15 protein-coding genes are annotated in these 15763 nt (G+C 69.5%); 7 read left to right on the forward strand and 8 right to left on the reverse strand.

The genetic code is table 11. The annotated features are described in order from the left end of the window. The first annotated feature begins 27 nt into the window (after positions 1 to 27). A complete protein-coding gene (gene serB / locus DEJ20_RS10140) occupies positions 28 to 666 on the forward strand; it encodes a phosphoserine phosphatase SerB (RefSeq protein WP_111039106.1) in 639 nt (212 codons plus the stop codon). A 12-nt stretch (positions 667 to 678) separates the two neighbouring features. Here serB and fabG read toward each other — a convergent pair whose 3' ends face one another. Continuing rightward, positions 679 to 1392, reverse strand: coding sequence for a 3-oxoacyl-ACP reductase FabG (gene fabG / locus DEJ20_RS10145; RefSeq protein WP_071403764.1), 714 nt, complete (start codon positions 1390 to 1392; stop codon positions 679 to 681). Between the two features lie 165 nt (positions 1393 to 1557). Here fabG and DEJ20_RS10150 point away from each other — a divergent pair, with 165 nt between their 5' ends. The 3 genes from DEJ20_RS10150 to DEJ20_RS10160 are packed head-to-tail and all read left to right on the forward strand — an operon-like array spanning position 1558 to position 3268. Continuing rightward, entirely contained in the window at positions 1558 to 1980 is a 423-nt protein-coding gene (locus DEJ20_RS10150) for a DUF3099 domain-containing protein (protein WP_051596733.1), read from the forward strand. Further along, entirely contained in the window at positions 1980 to 2288 is a 309-nt protein-coding gene (locus DEJ20_RS10155) for a hypothetical protein (protein ID WP_502866574.1), read from the forward strand. Before DEJ20_RS10150 ends, DEJ20_RS10155 begins: the two co-directional genes overlap by 1 nt. Beyond that, positions 2285 to 3268, forward strand: a complete 984-nt coding sequence (locus DEJ20_RS10160) for an SURF1 family cytochrome oxidase biogenesis protein (RefSeq protein ID WP_111235008.1) — start codon at positions 2285 to 2287, stop codon at positions 3266 to 3268. The genes DEJ20_RS10155 and DEJ20_RS10160 overlap by 4 nt, the downstream gene beginning before the upstream one ends. A gap of 479 nt (positions 3269 to 3747) precedes the next feature. Here DEJ20_RS10160 and DEJ20_RS10165 read toward each other — a convergent pair whose 3' ends face one another. Beyond that, complete coding sequence (locus tag DEJ20_RS10165) at positions 3748 to 5346, reverse strand: ABC-F family ATP-binding cassette domain-containing protein (RefSeq protein ID WP_027465675.1); 1599 nt, start codon at positions 5344 to 5346, stop codon at positions 3748 to 3750. Between the two features lie 115 nt (positions 5347 to 5461). Here DEJ20_RS10165 and DEJ20_RS10170 point away from each other — a divergent pair, with 115 nt between their 5' ends. After that, positions 5462 to 6061, forward strand: coding sequence for a biotin transporter BioY (locus DEJ20_RS10170; protein WP_111023032.1), 600 nt, complete (start codon positions 5462 to 5464; stop codon positions 6059 to 6061). A 273-nt stretch (positions 6062 to 6334) separates the two neighbouring features. On the opposite strand, the gene DEJ20_RS10175 is transcribed toward DEJ20_RS10170, so the two are convergent. The 5 genes from DEJ20_RS10175 to sufB are packed head-to-tail and all read right to left on the reverse strand — an operon-like array spanning position 6335 to position 10550. Further along, entirely contained in the window at positions 6335 to 6664 is a 330-nt protein-coding gene (locus DEJ20_RS10175; RefSeq protein WP_017887270.1) for a metal-sulfur cluster assembly factor, read from the reverse strand. Further along, the gene (gene sufC / locus DEJ20_RS10180) at positions 6664 to 7437 is read right to left on the reverse strand and encodes a Fe-S cluster assembly ATPase SufC (protein WP_071403760.1); all 774 of its coding nucleotides are present in this window, start codon (positions 7435 to 7437) and stop codon (positions 6664 to 6666) included. The genes DEJ20_RS10175 and sufC overlap by 1 nt, the downstream gene beginning before the upstream one ends. Before the next feature lie 57 nt (positions 7438 to 7494). Further along, entirely contained in the window at positions 7495 to 7821 is a 327-nt protein-coding gene (locus DEJ20_RS10185) for a non-heme iron oxygenase ferredoxin subunit (protein ID WP_372496365.1), read from the reverse strand. Continuing rightward, on the reverse strand, positions 7821 to 9131 hold the full coding sequence (sufD, locus tag DEJ20_RS10190; protein WP_111235009.1) for a Fe-S cluster assembly protein SufD: 1311 nt from the start codon (positions 9129 to 9131) through the stop codon (positions 7821 to 7823). The genes DEJ20_RS10185 and sufD overlap by 1 nt, the downstream gene beginning before the upstream one ends. Then, complete coding sequence (sufB, locus tag DEJ20_RS10195) at positions 9132 to 10550, reverse strand: Fe-S cluster assembly protein SufB (protein ID WP_071403757.1); 1419 nt, start codon at positions 10548 to 10550, stop codon at positions 9132 to 9134. It lies immediately after the preceding gene. A 251-nt stretch (positions 10551 to 10801) separates the two neighbouring features. Between sufB and DEJ20_RS10200 the strand changes: the two genes are divergently transcribed. Next, positions 10802 to 11776 (forward strand): COX15/CtaA family protein, encoded by a 975-nt coding sequence (locus DEJ20_RS10200; protein ID WP_111235010.1) that lies wholly within the window; start codon positions 10802 to 10804, stop codon positions 11774 to 11776. A 491-nt stretch (positions 11777 to 12267) separates the two neighbouring features. On the opposite strand, the gene DEJ20_RS10205 is transcribed toward DEJ20_RS10200, so the two are convergent. Next, positions 12268 to 13194, reverse strand: coding sequence for a heme o synthase (locus DEJ20_RS10205; protein WP_111235011.1), 927 nt, complete (start codon positions 13192 to 13194; stop codon positions 12268 to 12270). Between the two features lie 424 nt (positions 13195 to 13618). Here DEJ20_RS10205 and tkt point away from each other — a divergent pair, with 424 nt between their 5' ends. Then, complete coding sequence (gene tkt / locus DEJ20_RS10210) at positions 13619 to 15712, forward strand: transketolase (RefSeq protein WP_111235012.1); 2094 nt, start codon at positions 13619 to 13621, stop codon at positions 15710 to 15712. Positions 15713 to 15763: the final 51 nt, after the last annotated feature.

Consider the following 15763-nt stretch of genomic DNA (forward strand, 5'->3'; position numbering starts at 1 on the left):
GCCTCCGTCAGTCGGTACCGTTGGTGCGTGCCCCGCTTCCTCGTCGTCCTCGATGCCGATTCCACGCTCCTCGAGGACGAGGTGATCGAACTGCTCGCCGACAGCGCCGGGACCCGACCACAGGTGGCGGCGATCACGGAGCGCGCCATGCGCGGGGAACTCGACTTCGCCGAGAGCCTCCGGGAGCGTGTCGCGACGCTTGCGGGCCTCCAGGCAGACGTCTTCGTCCGCGCACAGCAGGCGGTCCGTGTGACGCGGGGCGCCGACCAGCTCGTCCGTGGGGTGCACGCCGCAGGCGGCACCGTCGGCGTGGTGTCGGGCGGGTTCCACGAGGTGCTCGACCCGTTCGCCGAGCAGCTCGGCCTCGACCACTGCCGGGCGAACCGCCTCGAGGTCACCGACGGCGTGCTCACCGGCCGCGTGCTCGGCGACGTGGTCGACGCGCACGCCAAGGCCGTCGCGCTCCGCGAGTGGGCGGACGCCGACGGGGTCGACCCGGCACGGACCATCGCGATCGGTGACGGCGCGAACGACCTCGAGATGATGCGCGTCGCCGCGCTCTCGGTGGCGTTCGACGCGAAGCCGCGCGTGCGGGAGCAGGCGGACGTCGCGGTCGTCGACCGTGACCTGTCCGCCGTGCTCGCGACGCTCGGCCTGCGCGGCTGATCAGTCCGAGGGCTAGTGGCCCATCCCGAGGCCGCCGTCGACCGGGATGATCGCACCGGAGACGTACCCGGCGCCGTCGCTCGCCAGGAACAGCGTGGCGTCCGCGACGTCGTCGACCGTGCCGTAGCGGGCGGCCGGGATCGCCTTCTTGAACTCGGCCTGCAGCTCCTCGGAGAGCGCGGCGGTCATGTCCGTCTGGATGAAGCCGGGCGCCACGACGTTGGCGGTGATGCCGCGCGAACCGAGCTCACGCGTGATCGACCGGGCCATGCCGACCAGGGCGGCCTTCGAGGACGCGTAGTTGACCTGGCCGATCTGGCCGTAGGCGCCCACGACGCTCGACATCAGCACGATGCGGCCGAACTTGGCCTTCATCATGCCCTTCGTGGCGCGCTTGACGACGCGGAAGGTGCCCGTGAGGTTCGTGTCGACGACGCTGGTGAAGTCGTCCTCGGACATGCGGAGGAGCAGCTGGTCGTTCGTGATGCCGGCGTTCGCGACGAGGACCTCGATCGGACCGAGCTCGGCCTCGACCTGCGTGAACGCCGCGTCGACGGAGGCCGTGTCAGTGATGTCGGCCTGCACCGTCAGCGCGCCCTCGGGACCACCCTGACCGCTGCGCGACGTCACGGCGACCCGGTGGCCGGCTGCGACGAACCGCTCGGCCAGCGCGTGCCCGATGCCGCGGTTGCCGCCGGTGATGAGGACGGTACGGGGGGTGCTCATGGTCGCTCCGTTCGGTGGGATCTGCTCGGCACGCGGTGCCGGGGACCCGGCGGACACGCCCGGACGAGCGTACCGGAGCGGACCACCCCGCCGGTTCGCGCGCGGCGCACCCACGATCGGTCCGGCGGGATTAGGCTTGACCACGGGTAGACGGAGACCATCTGTATGAAGAGCACGCACACGAGCATCACGTCGCTGCCGGACACACCGGAGCAGGACCGGGCGCACCGCCTGTCCCGCTACGTCTGGCAGATGGCCATCCGAGTGGTCCTCTTCATCTCCGCCGTGCTCGTGTACTCGATCTGGCACTCGTGGCTCGCGGTCATCCCGATCGTCCTCGCCGCCGTGATCCCCTGGGTGGCCGTCGTCATCGCGAACGCCGGCAGCCGGACCGAGAGCGACATGATCTCCCCCGCCGGATCCATCGAGCTCTACGACGCCGTCGACCCGCGCCTCCGGGAACAGCAGGAGGACGCCCGGGCCCAGGCCTACCGCGACGAGCAGGACCGCCTCCGCCAGCAGGCGCAGCACGCGCAGGACGAGTGGCAGCGCAACGGCGACCGATCGAAGATGTGGGGACCCCGCTGATGGGTGCGACGTTCGACCTGCAGACCGAACCCGGATCCACCCCGGTGTGCTCGCGTGCCGGCTGCGTGTCGACGGCCGGGTGGCGGGTGAACTGGCGCAACCCCCGGATCCACGCGATCGACCGCGTGAAGATCTGGGCCGCGTGCGAAGAACACCGCGACTTCCTCGCCGACTACCTGCGGTCCCGCTCCTTCCCGGTGCGCGTCACCGGCATGCACGAGGACGTCGACCGTCTCGACGATGAGCGCGAGTCGACCGCGGCGCCGAAGAACGACGTCGGGGTGCGCTCCACCGGCACCTCGCGATGACCGACGGCTTCGACCCGCAGTCCCGGTACGGCCGCAAGCACGCCGCCAAGCTGCAGCGCGCCGCGGCGGGTTCCGGCTCGACCGACGACGCCAGGTCGGGCTCGTCCGGTCGGGACCCCGACGAACCGTTCGTCGGCTGGCGCTTCGTCCGGAGCCGCCGCTGGCTCGGCTACTTCGCGATCGCCGTCGCCTTCGCCATCGTGTGCGCCCTGTTCGGCATGTGGCAGTGGGACCGCCGCAACGAGGCCGTCCGGCAGAACGAGCAGGTCGCGCAGAACTACGACCACACCCCCGTCCCCCTCGACCGGGCGCTGCCGAAGGCCTCGAGCTGGCAGGACGAGCAGGAGTGGCTCCGGGTCGCCGTGACCGGCCGCTACGACGTCGACTCGCAGCTGCTCGTGCGCAACCGCGTGCACAACGGGCAGCCCGGGTTCGAGGTCCTGACGCCCCTGGTCACGTCCGAGGGCCGCGCCTTCATCGTCGACCGCGGGTGGGTGCCGACCGGCAACGCCCAGGACGCCCCCGACCACGTGCCCGCTCCCCCGTCGGGCGAGGTCACCGCGATCGTCCGCCTGCAGCAGAGCGAACCGCGCATCCCCGGCCGCTCCGACCCGAAGGACACCGACCAGGTGCAGTCGGTCACCCTGACCGACGTGGCGAACAAGGTCGACGACCCGATCTGGACGGGCGCGTACGGGCAACTCGCCTCCGAGTCCCCCGCCCCGACCGAGGCCCGCCCGCTCGGCTGGGAGCGTCCGAACGCCGACACGGGGCTGCACCTCAGCTACTTCATCCAGTGGTTCCTGTTCGCCGCCGGGGGTTTCGGGTTCCTGGCGTACGTGATGGTGCAGGAGTACCGGAACCTCAACCAGGACGACCCGGAGGAGCGCGAGCGCGCCCTCGAGCGCGAACGCCGCAAGAACGCGAAGCCGAAGACCGACGCCGAGATCGAGGACGAGCTCATCGCGTCACGTCGCTGACGCGTCGTGCTGAGGCGCGGCCGCGTGTGCGCGTCAGCGCACCGTGCGGACCTCGCAACCCCGTGCGCGCTTCTGCGCGCCGTGCACCGCCACGAGCGGACACCCAGCACGCAACCCCGCACCGGATGGCGAACGCGGCACCATGCGGACGGGAGGCGCGGCGCACGACCGGCACCGCGCCTCCAGGCCGCACCGTGCGCACCTCGCAACCCGTGCGCGCTTCCGCGCACCGTGCAGCGCCACAAGCGGGCACCCAGCACGCAACACCGCACCGGATGGCGAACGCGGCACCGTGCGGACGGGAGGCGCGACACACGACCGGCACCGCGCCTCCCGGCCGCTCCGTGCGCACCCCGCAACCCCGTGCGCGCTTCCGCGCACCGTGCAGCGCCACAAACGGCCACCCAGCACGCATAGCCGCACCGGACCGCGAACGCCGCACCGTGCGGACGGGCCTCGCCCGACCACACGCGCGGCAGCTACGCGAGCTCGATGAGCTCCGCGTAGTCCTTGTTCCAGTGGTCCTCGGTGCCGTCCGGCAGCAGCAGGACGCGCTCGGGGTTGAGCGCCTCGACGGCGCCGGCGTCGTGGGACACCAGGACGACCGCACCCTCGAAGCCGGCCAGGGCGTTGAGGATCTCCTCGCGCGAAGCCGGGTCCAGGTTGTTCGTCGGCTCGTCGAGCAGCAGGACGTTCGCGCCGGAGACCACGATCATCGCGAGCGACAGACGCGTCTTCTCACCACCGGACAGGACGCCCGCCTTCTTGTAGCCGTCGTCGCCCGTGAACAGGAACGAGCCGAGCACCCGCCGGGCCTCGGTCTCGTTGAGGTCCGTCGACGCCGACACCATGTTCTCGATCACGGTGCGGTTGATGTCGATGTTCTCGTGCTCCTGCGCGTAGTACCCGATGCGCAGACCGTGACCGGGCTGGATCTCGCCCGTATCGGGCTGGTCGGCTCCCGCCAGGATGCGCAGCAGGGTCGTCTTGCCCGCACCGTTGAAGCCGAGGATGACCACGCGCGAACCGCGGTCGATCGCCAGGTCGACACCCGCAAAGATCTCGAGCGACCCGTACGACTTCGACAGCCCCTCGGCCATCAGCGGGGTGCGGCCGCACGGGGCGGGGGTGGGGAAGCGGATCTTCGCGACCCGGTCGGCGACACGCTCGTCCTCGAGGCCGGCGAGCAGCTTGTCGGCACGCGCGACCATCTGGTGCGCGGCCGCTGCCTTGGACGCCTTGGCACCGAAGCGCGCGGCCTGGTCCTTGAGCGTGGCGGCCTTCTTCTCGGCGCCCGCGCGCTCCTTGCGGCGACGCTCCTCGTCGGCGACGCGCTGCCGCTGGTACAGCTTCCAGCCCATGTTGTAGATGTCGATGGTCTGGCGGTTGGCGTCCAGGTAGAAGACGCGGTTCACGACCTCGTCGACGAGCTCCACGTCGTGGGAGATGATGATGACGCCACCGGGGTAGGTCTTCAGGTGCTCGCGGAGCCACACGACCGAGTCGGCGTCGAGGTGGTTGGTCGGCTCGTCGAGGATCATCGTCTCGGCGTCCGAGAACAGGATCCGGGCGAGCTCGATGCGGCGGCGCTGACCACCCGAGAGCGTCTTGAGCTGCTGGTCGAGGATGCGGTCCGGCAGCTTGAGGTTCGAGGCGATCGACGCCGCCTCGGCCTCGGCAGCGTAGCCACCGAGCGCGTTGAACTGGTCGTCGAGGCGGCTGTAGCGCCGCATCGCCTTCTCCGCCACGGCCGCGTCGTCACTCGCCATGTCGAGGGTCGCGAGGCGGATGCCCTCCACGAGCTCGCCGAGCCCACGGGCGTCGAGGATGCGCTTCCGCGCGGTCTCCTCCGGGTCACCGGAGCGGGGATCCTGCGGCAGGTAGCCGATCTCACCGCCGCGCTCGATCTTGCCGCCGGTGGGCTGCGTCTCGCCCGCGAGGGCCTTGGTCATCGTCGTCTTCCCCGCGCCGTTGCGGCCGACGAGTCCGATCTTGTCGCCCTTCTCGACACGGAAGGACACGTCCTCCATGAGGAGACGAGCTCCGACGCGGATCTCGAGTTCGTGCACGGCAAGCACAGTGGACGTCCAATCAGTTGGTGGGTTTGCACAACGGTGTGTGCGTGAGGTGCACCGCTACGCTGACGGGACCGATGGTTCCGAACGGAACCAGCAGTCCATTCTAGGAGAATCCATGACGAACGCCACCGGGTTCGCTCCCCGCGCAGTCCTCGCCGACCGTCTGCGCACGCACGGGCTGGCCACCGACGCCGCCCTCGTCGCCGGCGGAGCCCTGTTCACCGCCGCGATGGCGCAGCTCGAGGTCCCGATGTGGCCGGTCCCGATCACCGGGCAGACGCTCGCCGTCGTGCTCGTCGGCGCGACGCTCGGCGCACGTCGCGGCATGCTCTCGCTGCTCGTCTACGCCGTCGCCGGACTCGCGGGTGCCCCGTTCTTCGCCGACATGCAGGGCGGCCTGCAGGCCCTGGCCCTGCCGAGCTTCGGGTACGTCATCGGCTTCATCCCGGCCGCCGGGCTCGTCGGCTGGCTCGCCCGCCGCAACTGGGACCGCCACGTCGGTCGCGCGGCGGTCGCGATGCTGCTCGCGAGTGCCATCCCGTTCGTGACCGGCCTGCCGTACCTGGCCGTGGCGCTCGGCCAGCTCGGCGCCCCGAACGACGTCCAGTCGGTGCTCGCCGCCGGCCTGTACCCGTTCATCGTCGGTGGCATCGCCAAGGCCCTCATCGCCGCCGGCATCCTGCCGCTCGCGTGGAAGGCCGTCGGTCGTCGCTGAGGCCTGGCACGAGAACGGCCCCGCACCGATCGGTGCGGGGCCGTTCTGCGTCCAGCGCAGGTGACCGGCCCGGCGGTCGGTCACGACTCCCCGCCGTCCAGACGCCGAGTGGTCGCATTCCGTCGCCTGGAGCGCTGTCAGCCGACAGAACGTGACCACTCGGCGAACCTGAGCGGATGGTCGCGACCACTCAGCGGCGCGTGGCATGCGCACAGACGGACGGGAGGCGCGGTGCCAGCTGGCACCGCGCCTCCCGTCCGTAGTGGGTCGCGACTAGATCGCGAACCCGAGGGCGCGCATCATCTCGCGTCCGTCGTCGGTGATCCGTTCCGGACCCCACGGCGGCATCCAGACCCAGTTGATCCGGAAGGCGTCCACGATGCCGTCGAGGGCGTTCGCGGTGTCACCCTCGATGACGTCGGTCAGGGGGCAGCCGGCGCTGGTGAGCGTCATGCTGATGACGAGCGCGTTGGCGTCGTCGTCCCAGGCGAGGTCGTAGATCAGGCCGAGGTCGACGATGTTCACGCCGAGCTCCGGGTCCTGGACCTCCTTCAGGCCCTCGACGACCTCGTCGAACTTGTCGGGAGCGAGTGCGGCGATCATCAGGCCTGCGCCTCGGCGGCGGCGACCTGCACGTAGCGGTCGTAGCCCTCGTTCTCGAGGCGGTCGGCGAGCTCGGGGCCGCCCTGCTCCGCGATCTTGCCGGCGACGAACACGTGCACGAAGTCCGGCTTGATGTAGCGGAGGATGCGCGTGTAGTGCGTGATGAGCAGCACACCGAGGCCGGTCGCGGCCTTGGCGCGGTTGACGCCCTCGGAGACGATCTTCAGCGCGTCGACGTCGAGGCCGGAGTCGGTCTCGTCGAGGACGGCGAACTTCGGCTTGAGCAGCTCGAGCTGCATGATCTCGTGGCGCTTCTTCTCGCCACCGGAGAAGCCCTCGTTGACGTTGCGCTCGGCGAACGACGAGTCCATCTTCAGGTCGGCCATCGACTGGCGGAGTTCCTTGATCCAGCCACGGAGCGCCGGAGCCTCGCCGTCGATCGCCGTCTTGGCGGTGCGGAGGAAGTTCGACACCGTGACGCCGGGGATCTCGACCGGGTACTGCATCGCCAGGAACATGCCGGCACGGGCACGCTCGTCGACGCTCATCGCGAGGACGTCCTCGCCGTCGAGGGTGATCGTGCCACCGACGACGTTGTACCGCGGGTGACCGGCGATCGTGTACGCCAGGGTGGACTTGCCGGAGCCGTTCGGCCCCATGATCGCGTGGATCTCGCCCTCGTTGATGGTGAGGTCGACACCCTTCAGGATCTCCTTGGTGCCCTGATCGGTGTCGATCGAGACCTTGAGGTCACGGATTTCCAGAGTGGACATTGCGTTCCTTCGGTTGCAGCTGTGTGCGGCGTCAGCCGCGGGAAGTGTTGGGGGTGCTCAGTCGACCGGGACGACGTCCTGCACGTCGACGTAGACGTCGCCGTCGCGGACCTCGACCCGGAAGACCGGGACGGGCTCGTAGGCCGGGAAGTTCTGCGGCTTGCCGGTGGCCAGCGAGAAGCGGGACCCGTGGGCCCAGCACTCCAGCGAGTCACCCTCGACGAAGCCCTCGGCCAGCGAGATGTCGCCGTGCGTGCAGGTGTCGCCGATGGCGTGGACCGTGCCGGACGAGTCCTTCACGATCGCGACCGCCGTGCCGCCGACGACCACCCGCATCGGGCTGTCCACCGCGATGTCGGCTTCGGCGCAGACCTTCTCGGCCATCAGGCGGTGGCCTCCGCGCCGTCGGACTGCACTGCGGCGGCCTGTGCGTCGCCCGCCTCGGCCGGTGCGGCGATGACCGAACGGCCCTCGGCCAGCTCCTGCTCGACCGCGGCGATGAGGCGTTCCTCGAGCTCGGGTGCACCGATCTTCTGGATGACCTCGACCAGGAAGCCGAGCACGACGAGGCGCCGGGCTTCTTCTTCCGGGACGCCGCGGGACTGCAGGTAGAACAGCTGCTCGTCGTCGAAGCGACCGGTCGCACTCGCGTGGCCGGCGCCCTCGATGTTGCCCGTCTCGATCTCGAGGTTCGGGATGCTGTCGGCGCGGGTGCCGTCCGTCAGCACGAGGTTGCGGTTCTGCTCGTACGAGTCGGTGCCGTCACCGGCGCGGCCGATCAGGACGTCACCGATCCAGACGGTGTGCGCGCCCTGGCCCTGCAGCGCGCCCTTGTAGTTGACCCGACCGCGCGTGTTGGGCGCGTCGTGGTTCACGTAGACCTGCTGCTCGATGTACTGGCCGGCGTCGGCGAAGTACACGCCGTACATCTCCGTGTCGGCGCCCTGCGCACCGAGGTGCGTCGAGGGGTTGACCCGGATGACGTCGCCGCCGAGCGAGACCACGACGTGCTTGAGGAAGGCATCACGGCCGACCTCGGCGAAGTGGGTCGAGACGTGCACCGCGTCGTCGTCCCAGTCCTGCAGGCTGACGACGGTCAGTCGCGAATTCTGTTGCGCGACGATCTCGACGTTCTCGCTCAGCAGGGCGCTGCCGCGGTTGTCGAGCACGACGATGCCCTGGGCGTTCGGCTCGGCCGTGATGACCGTGTGCGCAGCGCGGGGCTGCGACCCGAAGTCGGAGCGGGTCACGGTGATGAACTCGTGCGCCTCGGTGGCCTTGATCGTGATCGCCAGGACAGCGTCACGCGCGGACCAGGCTGCGGCCGAGGCGCGGTCCTCGGGCAGGCCGGCGGAGCCGACGCGGGGGTCGTCGCTGCGGCCCCACTCGACGTCGGCACCCTCGGACTGGCGGGCGAGGTACGGGTAGGCGGATCCGTCGAGTCCGCCGTCCAGCAGCGGCTGGAGCTTGGCGAGCGGCGCGAACTTCCAGTTGACCTCTCGGCCGGTGACCTTCGGGAACGCCTCGACGTCGCCGGACTGGAACCGCTCGGAGCGGGTCTGGACCGGCACCTTCTTGTCGGGGGCGTCCCAGCCGCCGTCGGAGTGGGCTCCGGCGCCGTGCTGGGTGCCGCCCTGCGCGGCGGCAGCGGGCTCGATCGGCTGGTCGATGTGGGGAGGGGTGGTGCTGGACATCTAGCCGACGGATCCTTCCATGCTCATCTCGATGAGCTTGTTGAGTTCGAGTGCGTACTCCATCGGGAGTTCGCGGGCGATCGGCTCGATGAAGCCACGGACGATCATCGCCATCGCCTCGTCCTCGGCCATGCCGCGGGACATGAGGTAGAAGAGCTGCTCCTCGCTGACACGCGAGACCGTGGCCTCGTGCCCCAGCTGCACGTCGTCGACACGGATGTCGATCGCCGGGTAGGTGTCGCTCCGGCTGATCGTGTCGACCAGCAGGGCATCGCAGCGCACGGTGTTGGCGGCGTGGTGCGCGGCCGGGTCGACCCGGACCTCACCGCGGTAGCCCGCACGACCGCCACCACGGGCGATCGACTTCGAGACGATCGACGACGTGGTGTACGGCGCCATGTGGATCATCTTCGCGCCGGCGTCCTGGTGCTGGCCGGGGCCCGCGAAGGCGACGGAGAGCGTCTCGCCCTTGGCGTGCTCGCCGGCGAGGTAGATCGACGGGTACTTCATCGTGACCTTGGACCCGATGTTGCCGTCGATCCACTCCATCGTCGCGCCCTCGTGTGCGATCGCACGCTTGGTGACGAGGTTGTAGACGTTGTTCGACCAGTTCTGGATCGTCGTGTACCGAACGCGGGCGTTCTTCTTCACGATGATCTCGACGACGGCCGAGTGCAGCGAGTCGGACTTGTAGATCGGGGCGGTGCAGCCCTCGATGTAGTGGACGTACGAGTCCTCGTCCGCGATGATCAGCGTCCGCTCGAACTGGCCCATGTTCTCGGTGTTGATCCGGAAGTACGCCTGCAGCGGGATCTCGACGTGGACGCCCTTCGGGACGTAGACGAACGAGCCACCGGACCAGACGGCCGTGTTCAGCGCGGCGAACTTGTTGTCGCCGGCCGGGATCACGGTGCCGAAGTACTCCTCGAACAGCTCCGGGTGCTCACGGAGCGCCGTGTCGGTGTCCATGAAGATGACGCCCTGCTGCTCCAGGTCCTCGCGGATCTGGTGGTAGACGACCTCGGACTCGTACTGGGCGGCGACACCGGCGACGAGGCGCTGGCGCTCGGCCTCGGGGATGCCGAGCTTCTCGTAGGTCGCACGGATGTCCTCGGGGAGGTCTTCCCACGACTGCGCCTGCTTCTCCGTGGAGCGCACGAAGTACTTGATGTTGTCGAAGTCGATGCCCGTCAGGTCGGCACCCCACGTCGGCATCGGCTTGCGGCCGAAGAGCGACAGCCCCTTGAGGCGGTTCTTCAGCATCCACTCGGGCTCGTCCTTGAGGTTCGAGATGTCGGTGACGACCTCTTCCGAGATCCCACGACGGGCGGAGGACCCTGCCGAGTCGGAGTCGGACCAGCCGAACTCGTATTGGCCGAGCCCTTCGAGCTCGGGACGGTCGATGAGCACGTCGGACATGGTCTCCTCGTTTCCTTCTCGCGGGACAGCGTTACAGGTGTGAACCCGTGGCGTCTGGACGCCATTCCACCGCGGACCGCTGACATGCGGACCCGGTGCTGCTCCCTCGCAACGACAATGGTTCCACGCAGTCCGTGGAGTGATCGGCGATCTCGGCCCATTCGGAGCCGGCGCCTGCCTAGACTTGACTGCTGCTGAACCCTCGAATCCTACAGGTTCACTGCACGGAACAACAGGAAGGCACCACCCTCGTGACACGCGTCGGATCCCCCGTCGAGCAGGATCTCCGGACCGGACGGTGGTGGTCGCTCCCCCGCGTGGTCGACCGTCGCGTCGTCGCACTGGCCTGGGCGTCCTTCGTGGTCGAGGTCGTGCTGATCGGCACCGGGGGCCTCGTGCGCCTCACCGCCTCGGGACTCGGATGCCCCACCTGGCCCAAGTGCACGGCCGATTCGCTCGTCTCCACGCCGGAGATGGGCATCCACGGCATCATCGAGTTCGGCAACCGTCTGCTCACCTTCGTGCTCGTGCTCGTGGCCGTCGCGATGTTCCTCGCGGTCGTCCGGATGCTCCGCACGCGCCCCGAACTCTTCTGGCTGGCGTTCGCTCAGGGCGTCGCGATCCCGGTGCAGGCCGTCATCGGCGGCATGAGCGTCTGGACGAACCTGAACCCCTTCGTGGTCGGGCTGCACTTCGTCGTCTCCGCTGCCCTCACCTCGGTCACCGCTGCGCTGGTCTACCGCACCACGCACGGCCCGCGCACCGCTCAGCGCCTCGTCCCGCGCTGGTACACGGGTGTCGTCCGCGGCACCGTCGCCGCCGTCGTCGTGACCGTCCTCGTCGGCATCCTGACCACCGGCAGCGGCCCGCACGCCGGAGCCGACGCCGCGGTCGACGGAGGGCGTCTGCACCGCACCGGGTTCGACCCCGCGGTCATGGAGCACGTGCACGCCTGGCCCGCGTACGCCCTCTTCGCCCTGACCCTGGTGCTCGTCATCGGAGCCGTCCGCCTGGGCCGACCGAGCAAGTGGCCGCTGCTGCTGCTCGTCGTCGAGTTCCTGCAGATCGCGGTCGGCCTCACGCAGGCGCGCACGGGTCTGCCCGTCGGGCTCGTCGGCACGCACATGGTGCTCGCCGGGTTGCTCGTCGGTGCGGTGACCGCCGTGGTGCTGTCGACGCGGGCCTCGGCTGGCCGAGACGCCGTCCGGGAACCCATCGACGCCTGACGCCCGGGCGCGTCGCGCGCTCGACACCCGTTCTCCGACACCCCACGAGTCGTTCGACTCGTGGGGTGTCGCGTTTGTGGCGGACGTGGACGGGCGGGCGCTGACGACGCGGAACGACACCGCGGACGTCGCACGACATCGACTTCGTCGCTCGACATCCGCACCACGCGCGGTACGCAGCGACTCGCGTCCGCCCCGCGGCCGACGGCCGTCACGCCGGACGGGAGGCCCGTGGCGGGCCCGCACCGCGCCTCCAGGCCGCCTCGTGGCCGACGCAGGACGCCGGTGTCCTGCCGCTACGCCGCTGAACGCACGAGACGCCGCCGGGTTCGGCGGCGTCTCGGCGGGGTGGCGGCGTCGTGCAGACACGACGGCGTCAACAGGACACGACGGTGTCAACCGGACATGACGACGTCAGCAGGACACGACGGCGTCGAATCGACACGACGGCGTCCTGCGGACCGAGCGCGCGCGGGCGCCCGCTCGACCGCCTAGAAGGTGAAGACCTGCGGCAGCAGCGGGTCGATGCCCACGGCGATGAAGAGCAGCGTCAGGTACGTGATCGAGCTGTGGAAGACCCGCATCGGCTGCACGTGCTCGACGTGCTGGATGGCCCGCGAGTACAGGCGGTGCGACTCGACGACGAACCAGATGCCGCCAGCCAGCGCGACGACCGTGTAGAGCGGCCCCATGTGCCCGACCGGGATGAGCAGGAGCGAGCAGACGAGCGTCGCCCACGCGTAGAGCACGACCTGCAGGCCGACGACGGTGCGGCCACGGACCACGGCGAGCATCGGCACGTCGGCCGCGTCGTAGTCGTCGCGGTACTTCATCGACAGCGGCCAGTAGTGCGGCGGCGTCCACAGGAAGATCACCATGAACAGGATGACCGGGGTCCAGGTCAGCGACCCGGTGACTCCCGCCCAGCCGATGAGCACGGGCATGCAGCCGGCCGAGCCGCCCCAGACGATGTTCTGCGGGGTGCGGCGCTTGAGCCACAGGGTGTAGACGAACACGTAGATGAGGATGGCGATGACGCTCAGCGCGGCGGCGAGCCAGTTCACCAGGAAGCCGAGCACCGCGGTCGACAGGACGCCGAGCACCCACGAGAACACGAGCGCCTCGCGGTCGGACAGTTCACCGGTGACGAGCGGGCGGGTGCTGGTCCGCTTCATCAGCCGGTCGATGTCGCGGTCGATGTAGCAGTTGAAGGCCGACGCCGAACCGGCCGACATCGCTCCGCCGAGCATCGTCCAGAAGACGAGCCACAGGTCGGGGACGCCGCGTTCGGCGAGGAACATCGTCGGTGCCGTGGTGACGAGCAGCAGCTCCATCACGCGCGGCTTCGTCAACGAGACGTACGCACGGACCTTGCGGGACAGCGGCGATCGGGGTCGATCGGTGTCGGGCCGGGTCACGGTGGCAGTCGGCAAGAGAACCTCAGTCTGTTCGCATCAGCTCGCACACTCGGTGGACGACTGCGACGGCGTCCGGGCATGCGCTGACCCGGAATGTCCACGGGTCCCGACCAGTTTACGGGATGGAAGCGCCGCGACGGTGCCCCGCTCCGACATCCCGGCGTGATCCGGACGCGCTCGACACGCCCGGATCGACCGTCGATGGCCACCCCGGTGTGAACATCGGGGGTCACCTGAACCCCTTCTGAGTACCGGGTCACTATGCTGGACACGCCCTCCCGCAGTGCGCGCCCCGATGACGTCGGCCGCGATGAGCCGGTCGGCCGCCGCTAGACGGCGACACGACTCGGCCCCGGGATGGCCACATGTCCGTGCGATGGCACGAGCCCTCGCACATGTCGCATCAAGAAGGGTCAACATCCAAGTGGCTGAATTCACCTGGGACGCCATCGACCGGAAGGCCGTCGACACGGCCCGCGTTCTCGCCGCCGACTCGGTCGAGGCCGCCGGCAACGGTCACCCCGGCACCGCGATGAGCCTCGCTCCGCTCGCCCACCTGCTCTTCCAGAAGGTGATGCGTCGCGACCCGAGCGACTCCACCTGGATCGGCCGCGACCGCTTCATCCTCTCCGCCGGTCACGCCTCGATCCTCCAGTACGTGCAGTTCTACCTGCACGGCTACGGGCTCGAGATCGACGACCTGCAGCACCTGCGCAAGTGGGGCTCGAAGACCCCGGGTCACCCGGAGTACGGCCACACCGACGGTGTCGAGATCACCACGGGCCCGCTCGGCCAGGGCCTCGCGTCCTCGGTCGGCTTCGCCTACGCCCAGCGCTTCGAGCGCGGCCTGTTCGACCCGGAGACCCCGGCCGGCCAGTCGCCGTTCGACCACTACACCTACGTGATCGCCGGCGACGGTGACATGCAGGAAGGCGTGACGAACGAGTCCGGCTCGCTCGCCGGCCGTCAGCAGCTCGGCAATCTCATCGCGTTCTACGACTCGAACCAGATCTCGATCGAGGACAACACCGACATCGCGTTCTCCGAGAGCGTCGCCGACCGCTACGAGGCGCTCGGCTGGCACGTCCAGATCGTCGACTGGAAGAAGACCGGCGAGTACTCCGAGGACGTCGAGGAGCTCCACGCCGCGATCGAGGCCGCCAAGCAGGTCACCGACAAGCCGTCGCTCATCGTCCTCAAGACGATCATCGGCTGGCCGTCGCCGACCAAGCAGAACTCGGGCAAGATCCACGGTTCGGCGCTCGGCGCCGATGAGATCAAGGGCCTCAAGGAGGTCCTCGGCTTCGACACCGACAAGACCTTCGAGGTCGCGCCCGAGGTCCTCGAGTACACCCGCGGCGCCGTCGCCAAGGGCCAGGCCGAGCACGCCGAGTGGCAGAAGTCCTTCGACGCGTGGGCCGCGGCCAACGCCGACAAGAAGGCGCTGTTCGACCGTGTCCAGTCGAAGGAGCTCCCGGAGGGCCTCGAAGCAGCGCTCCCGGTCTTCCCGACCGACAAGGCCGTCTCGACCCGTGCCGCTTCCGGCAAGGTCATCAACGCCATCGCGCCGCTGATGCCCGAGTTCTGGGGCGGTTCGGCCGACCTCGCCGAGTCGAACCTCACCACGATCGAGGGCGCCAAGTCCTTCGGTCCGGCCGAGGCCTCGACGTCGACGTGGAGCACCGACCCGTACGGCCGCGTGCTGCACTTCGGCATCCGCGAGCACGCCATGGGCTCGATCCTCAACGGCATCGTCCTGCACGGGAACACCCGCCCCTTCGGTGGCACGTTCCTCATCTTCAGCGACTACATGCGTCCGGCGGTCCGTCTCGCCGCGCTCATGCAGGCGCCGGCGATCTACGTCTGGACCCACGACTCCATCGCCCTCGGCGAGGACGGCCCGACGCACCAGCCGATCGAGCAGGTCTCGTCGCTCCGTGCGATCCCCGGTCTCGACGTCGTCCGCCCGGCCGACGCCAACGAGGTCGCGTACGCGTGGCTCGAGATGCTCAAGCACACCGACCGCCCGGCCGGCATCGCGCTGAGCCGTCAGAACCTCCCCGTGTTCGAGCGTGGCGAGGGTGACGCCTCCGGTGAGGTCTTCGCCTCGGCGAAGAACGTCGCCAAGGGTGCGTACATCCTGGCCGAGGCGCCCAACGGCACCCCGGACGTCATCCTCATCGCGACCGGTTCCGAGGTCCAGATCGCGGTCGATGCTCGCGAGCAGCTCAAGGCCGAGGGCATCAACGCCCGCGTCGTGAGCGCGCCGTCGATCGAGTGGTTCCGCGCCCAGTCCGAGAACTACCAGGACCAGGTGCTCCCGAAGGACGTCACCGCTCGCGTGTCGGTCGAGGCCGGCATCGCCATGAGCTGGCGCGACATCGTCGGCGACAAGGGCCGCAGCGTCTCGATCGAGCACTTCGGTGCCTCGGCCGACTACCAGACGCTCTTCAAGGAGTTCGGCTTCACGACGGAGCACGTCGTGGCCGCCGCGAAGGAATCGATCGCAGCTTCCTGACCTGGAAGGGCCGGGTCCGGTTTCCGGATCCGGCCCTTCTTCCGGGAGGCC

Source organism: Curtobacterium sp. MCSS17_005 (genome assembly GCF_003234225.2).
GTDB classification, from domain to species: Bacteria; Actinomycetota; Actinomycetes; order Actinomycetales; family Microbacteriaceae; genus Curtobacterium; species Curtobacterium flaccumfaciens.

Coding starts and splice junctions, on each gene's coding strand:
- DEJ20_RS10150 (WP_051596733.1), top strand. CDS start 1,558: ATGAAGAGCACGCACACGAGCATCACGTCGCTGCCGGACACACCGGAG.
- DEJ20_RS10175 (WP_017887270.1), bottom strand. CDS start 6,664: ATGATCGCCGCACTCGCTCCCGACAAGTTCGACGAGGTCGTCGAGGGC.
- DEJ20_RS10160 (WP_111235008.1), top strand. CDS start 2,285: ATGACCGACGGCTTCGACCCGCAGTCCCGGTACGGCCGCAAGCACGCC.
- sufC (WP_071403760.1), bottom strand. CDS start 7,437: ATGTCCACTCTGGAAATCCGTGACCTCAAGGTCTCGATCGACACCGAT.
- fabG (WP_071403764.1), bottom strand. CDS start 1,392: ATGAGCACCCCCCGTACCGTCCTCATCACCGGCGGCAACCGCGGCATC.
- DEJ20_RS10170 (WP_111023032.1), top strand. CDS start 5,462: ATGACGAACGCCACCGGGTTCGCTCCCCGCGCAGTCCTCGCCGACCGT.
- DEJ20_RS10155 (WP_502866574.1), top strand. CDS start 1,980: ATGGGTGCGACGTTCGACCTGCAGACCGAACCCGGATCCACCCCGGTG.
- sufD (WP_111235009.1), bottom strand. CDS start 9,131: ATGTCCAGCACCACCCCTCCCCACATCGACCAGCCGATCGAGCCCGCT.
- sufB (WP_071403757.1), bottom strand. CDS start 10,550: ATGTCCGACGTGCTCATCGACCGTCCCGAGCTCGAAGGGCTCGGCCAA.
- DEJ20_RS10185 (WP_372496365.1), bottom strand. CDS start 7,821: ATGGCCGAGAAGGTCTGCGCCGAAGCCGACATCGCGGTGGACAGCCCG.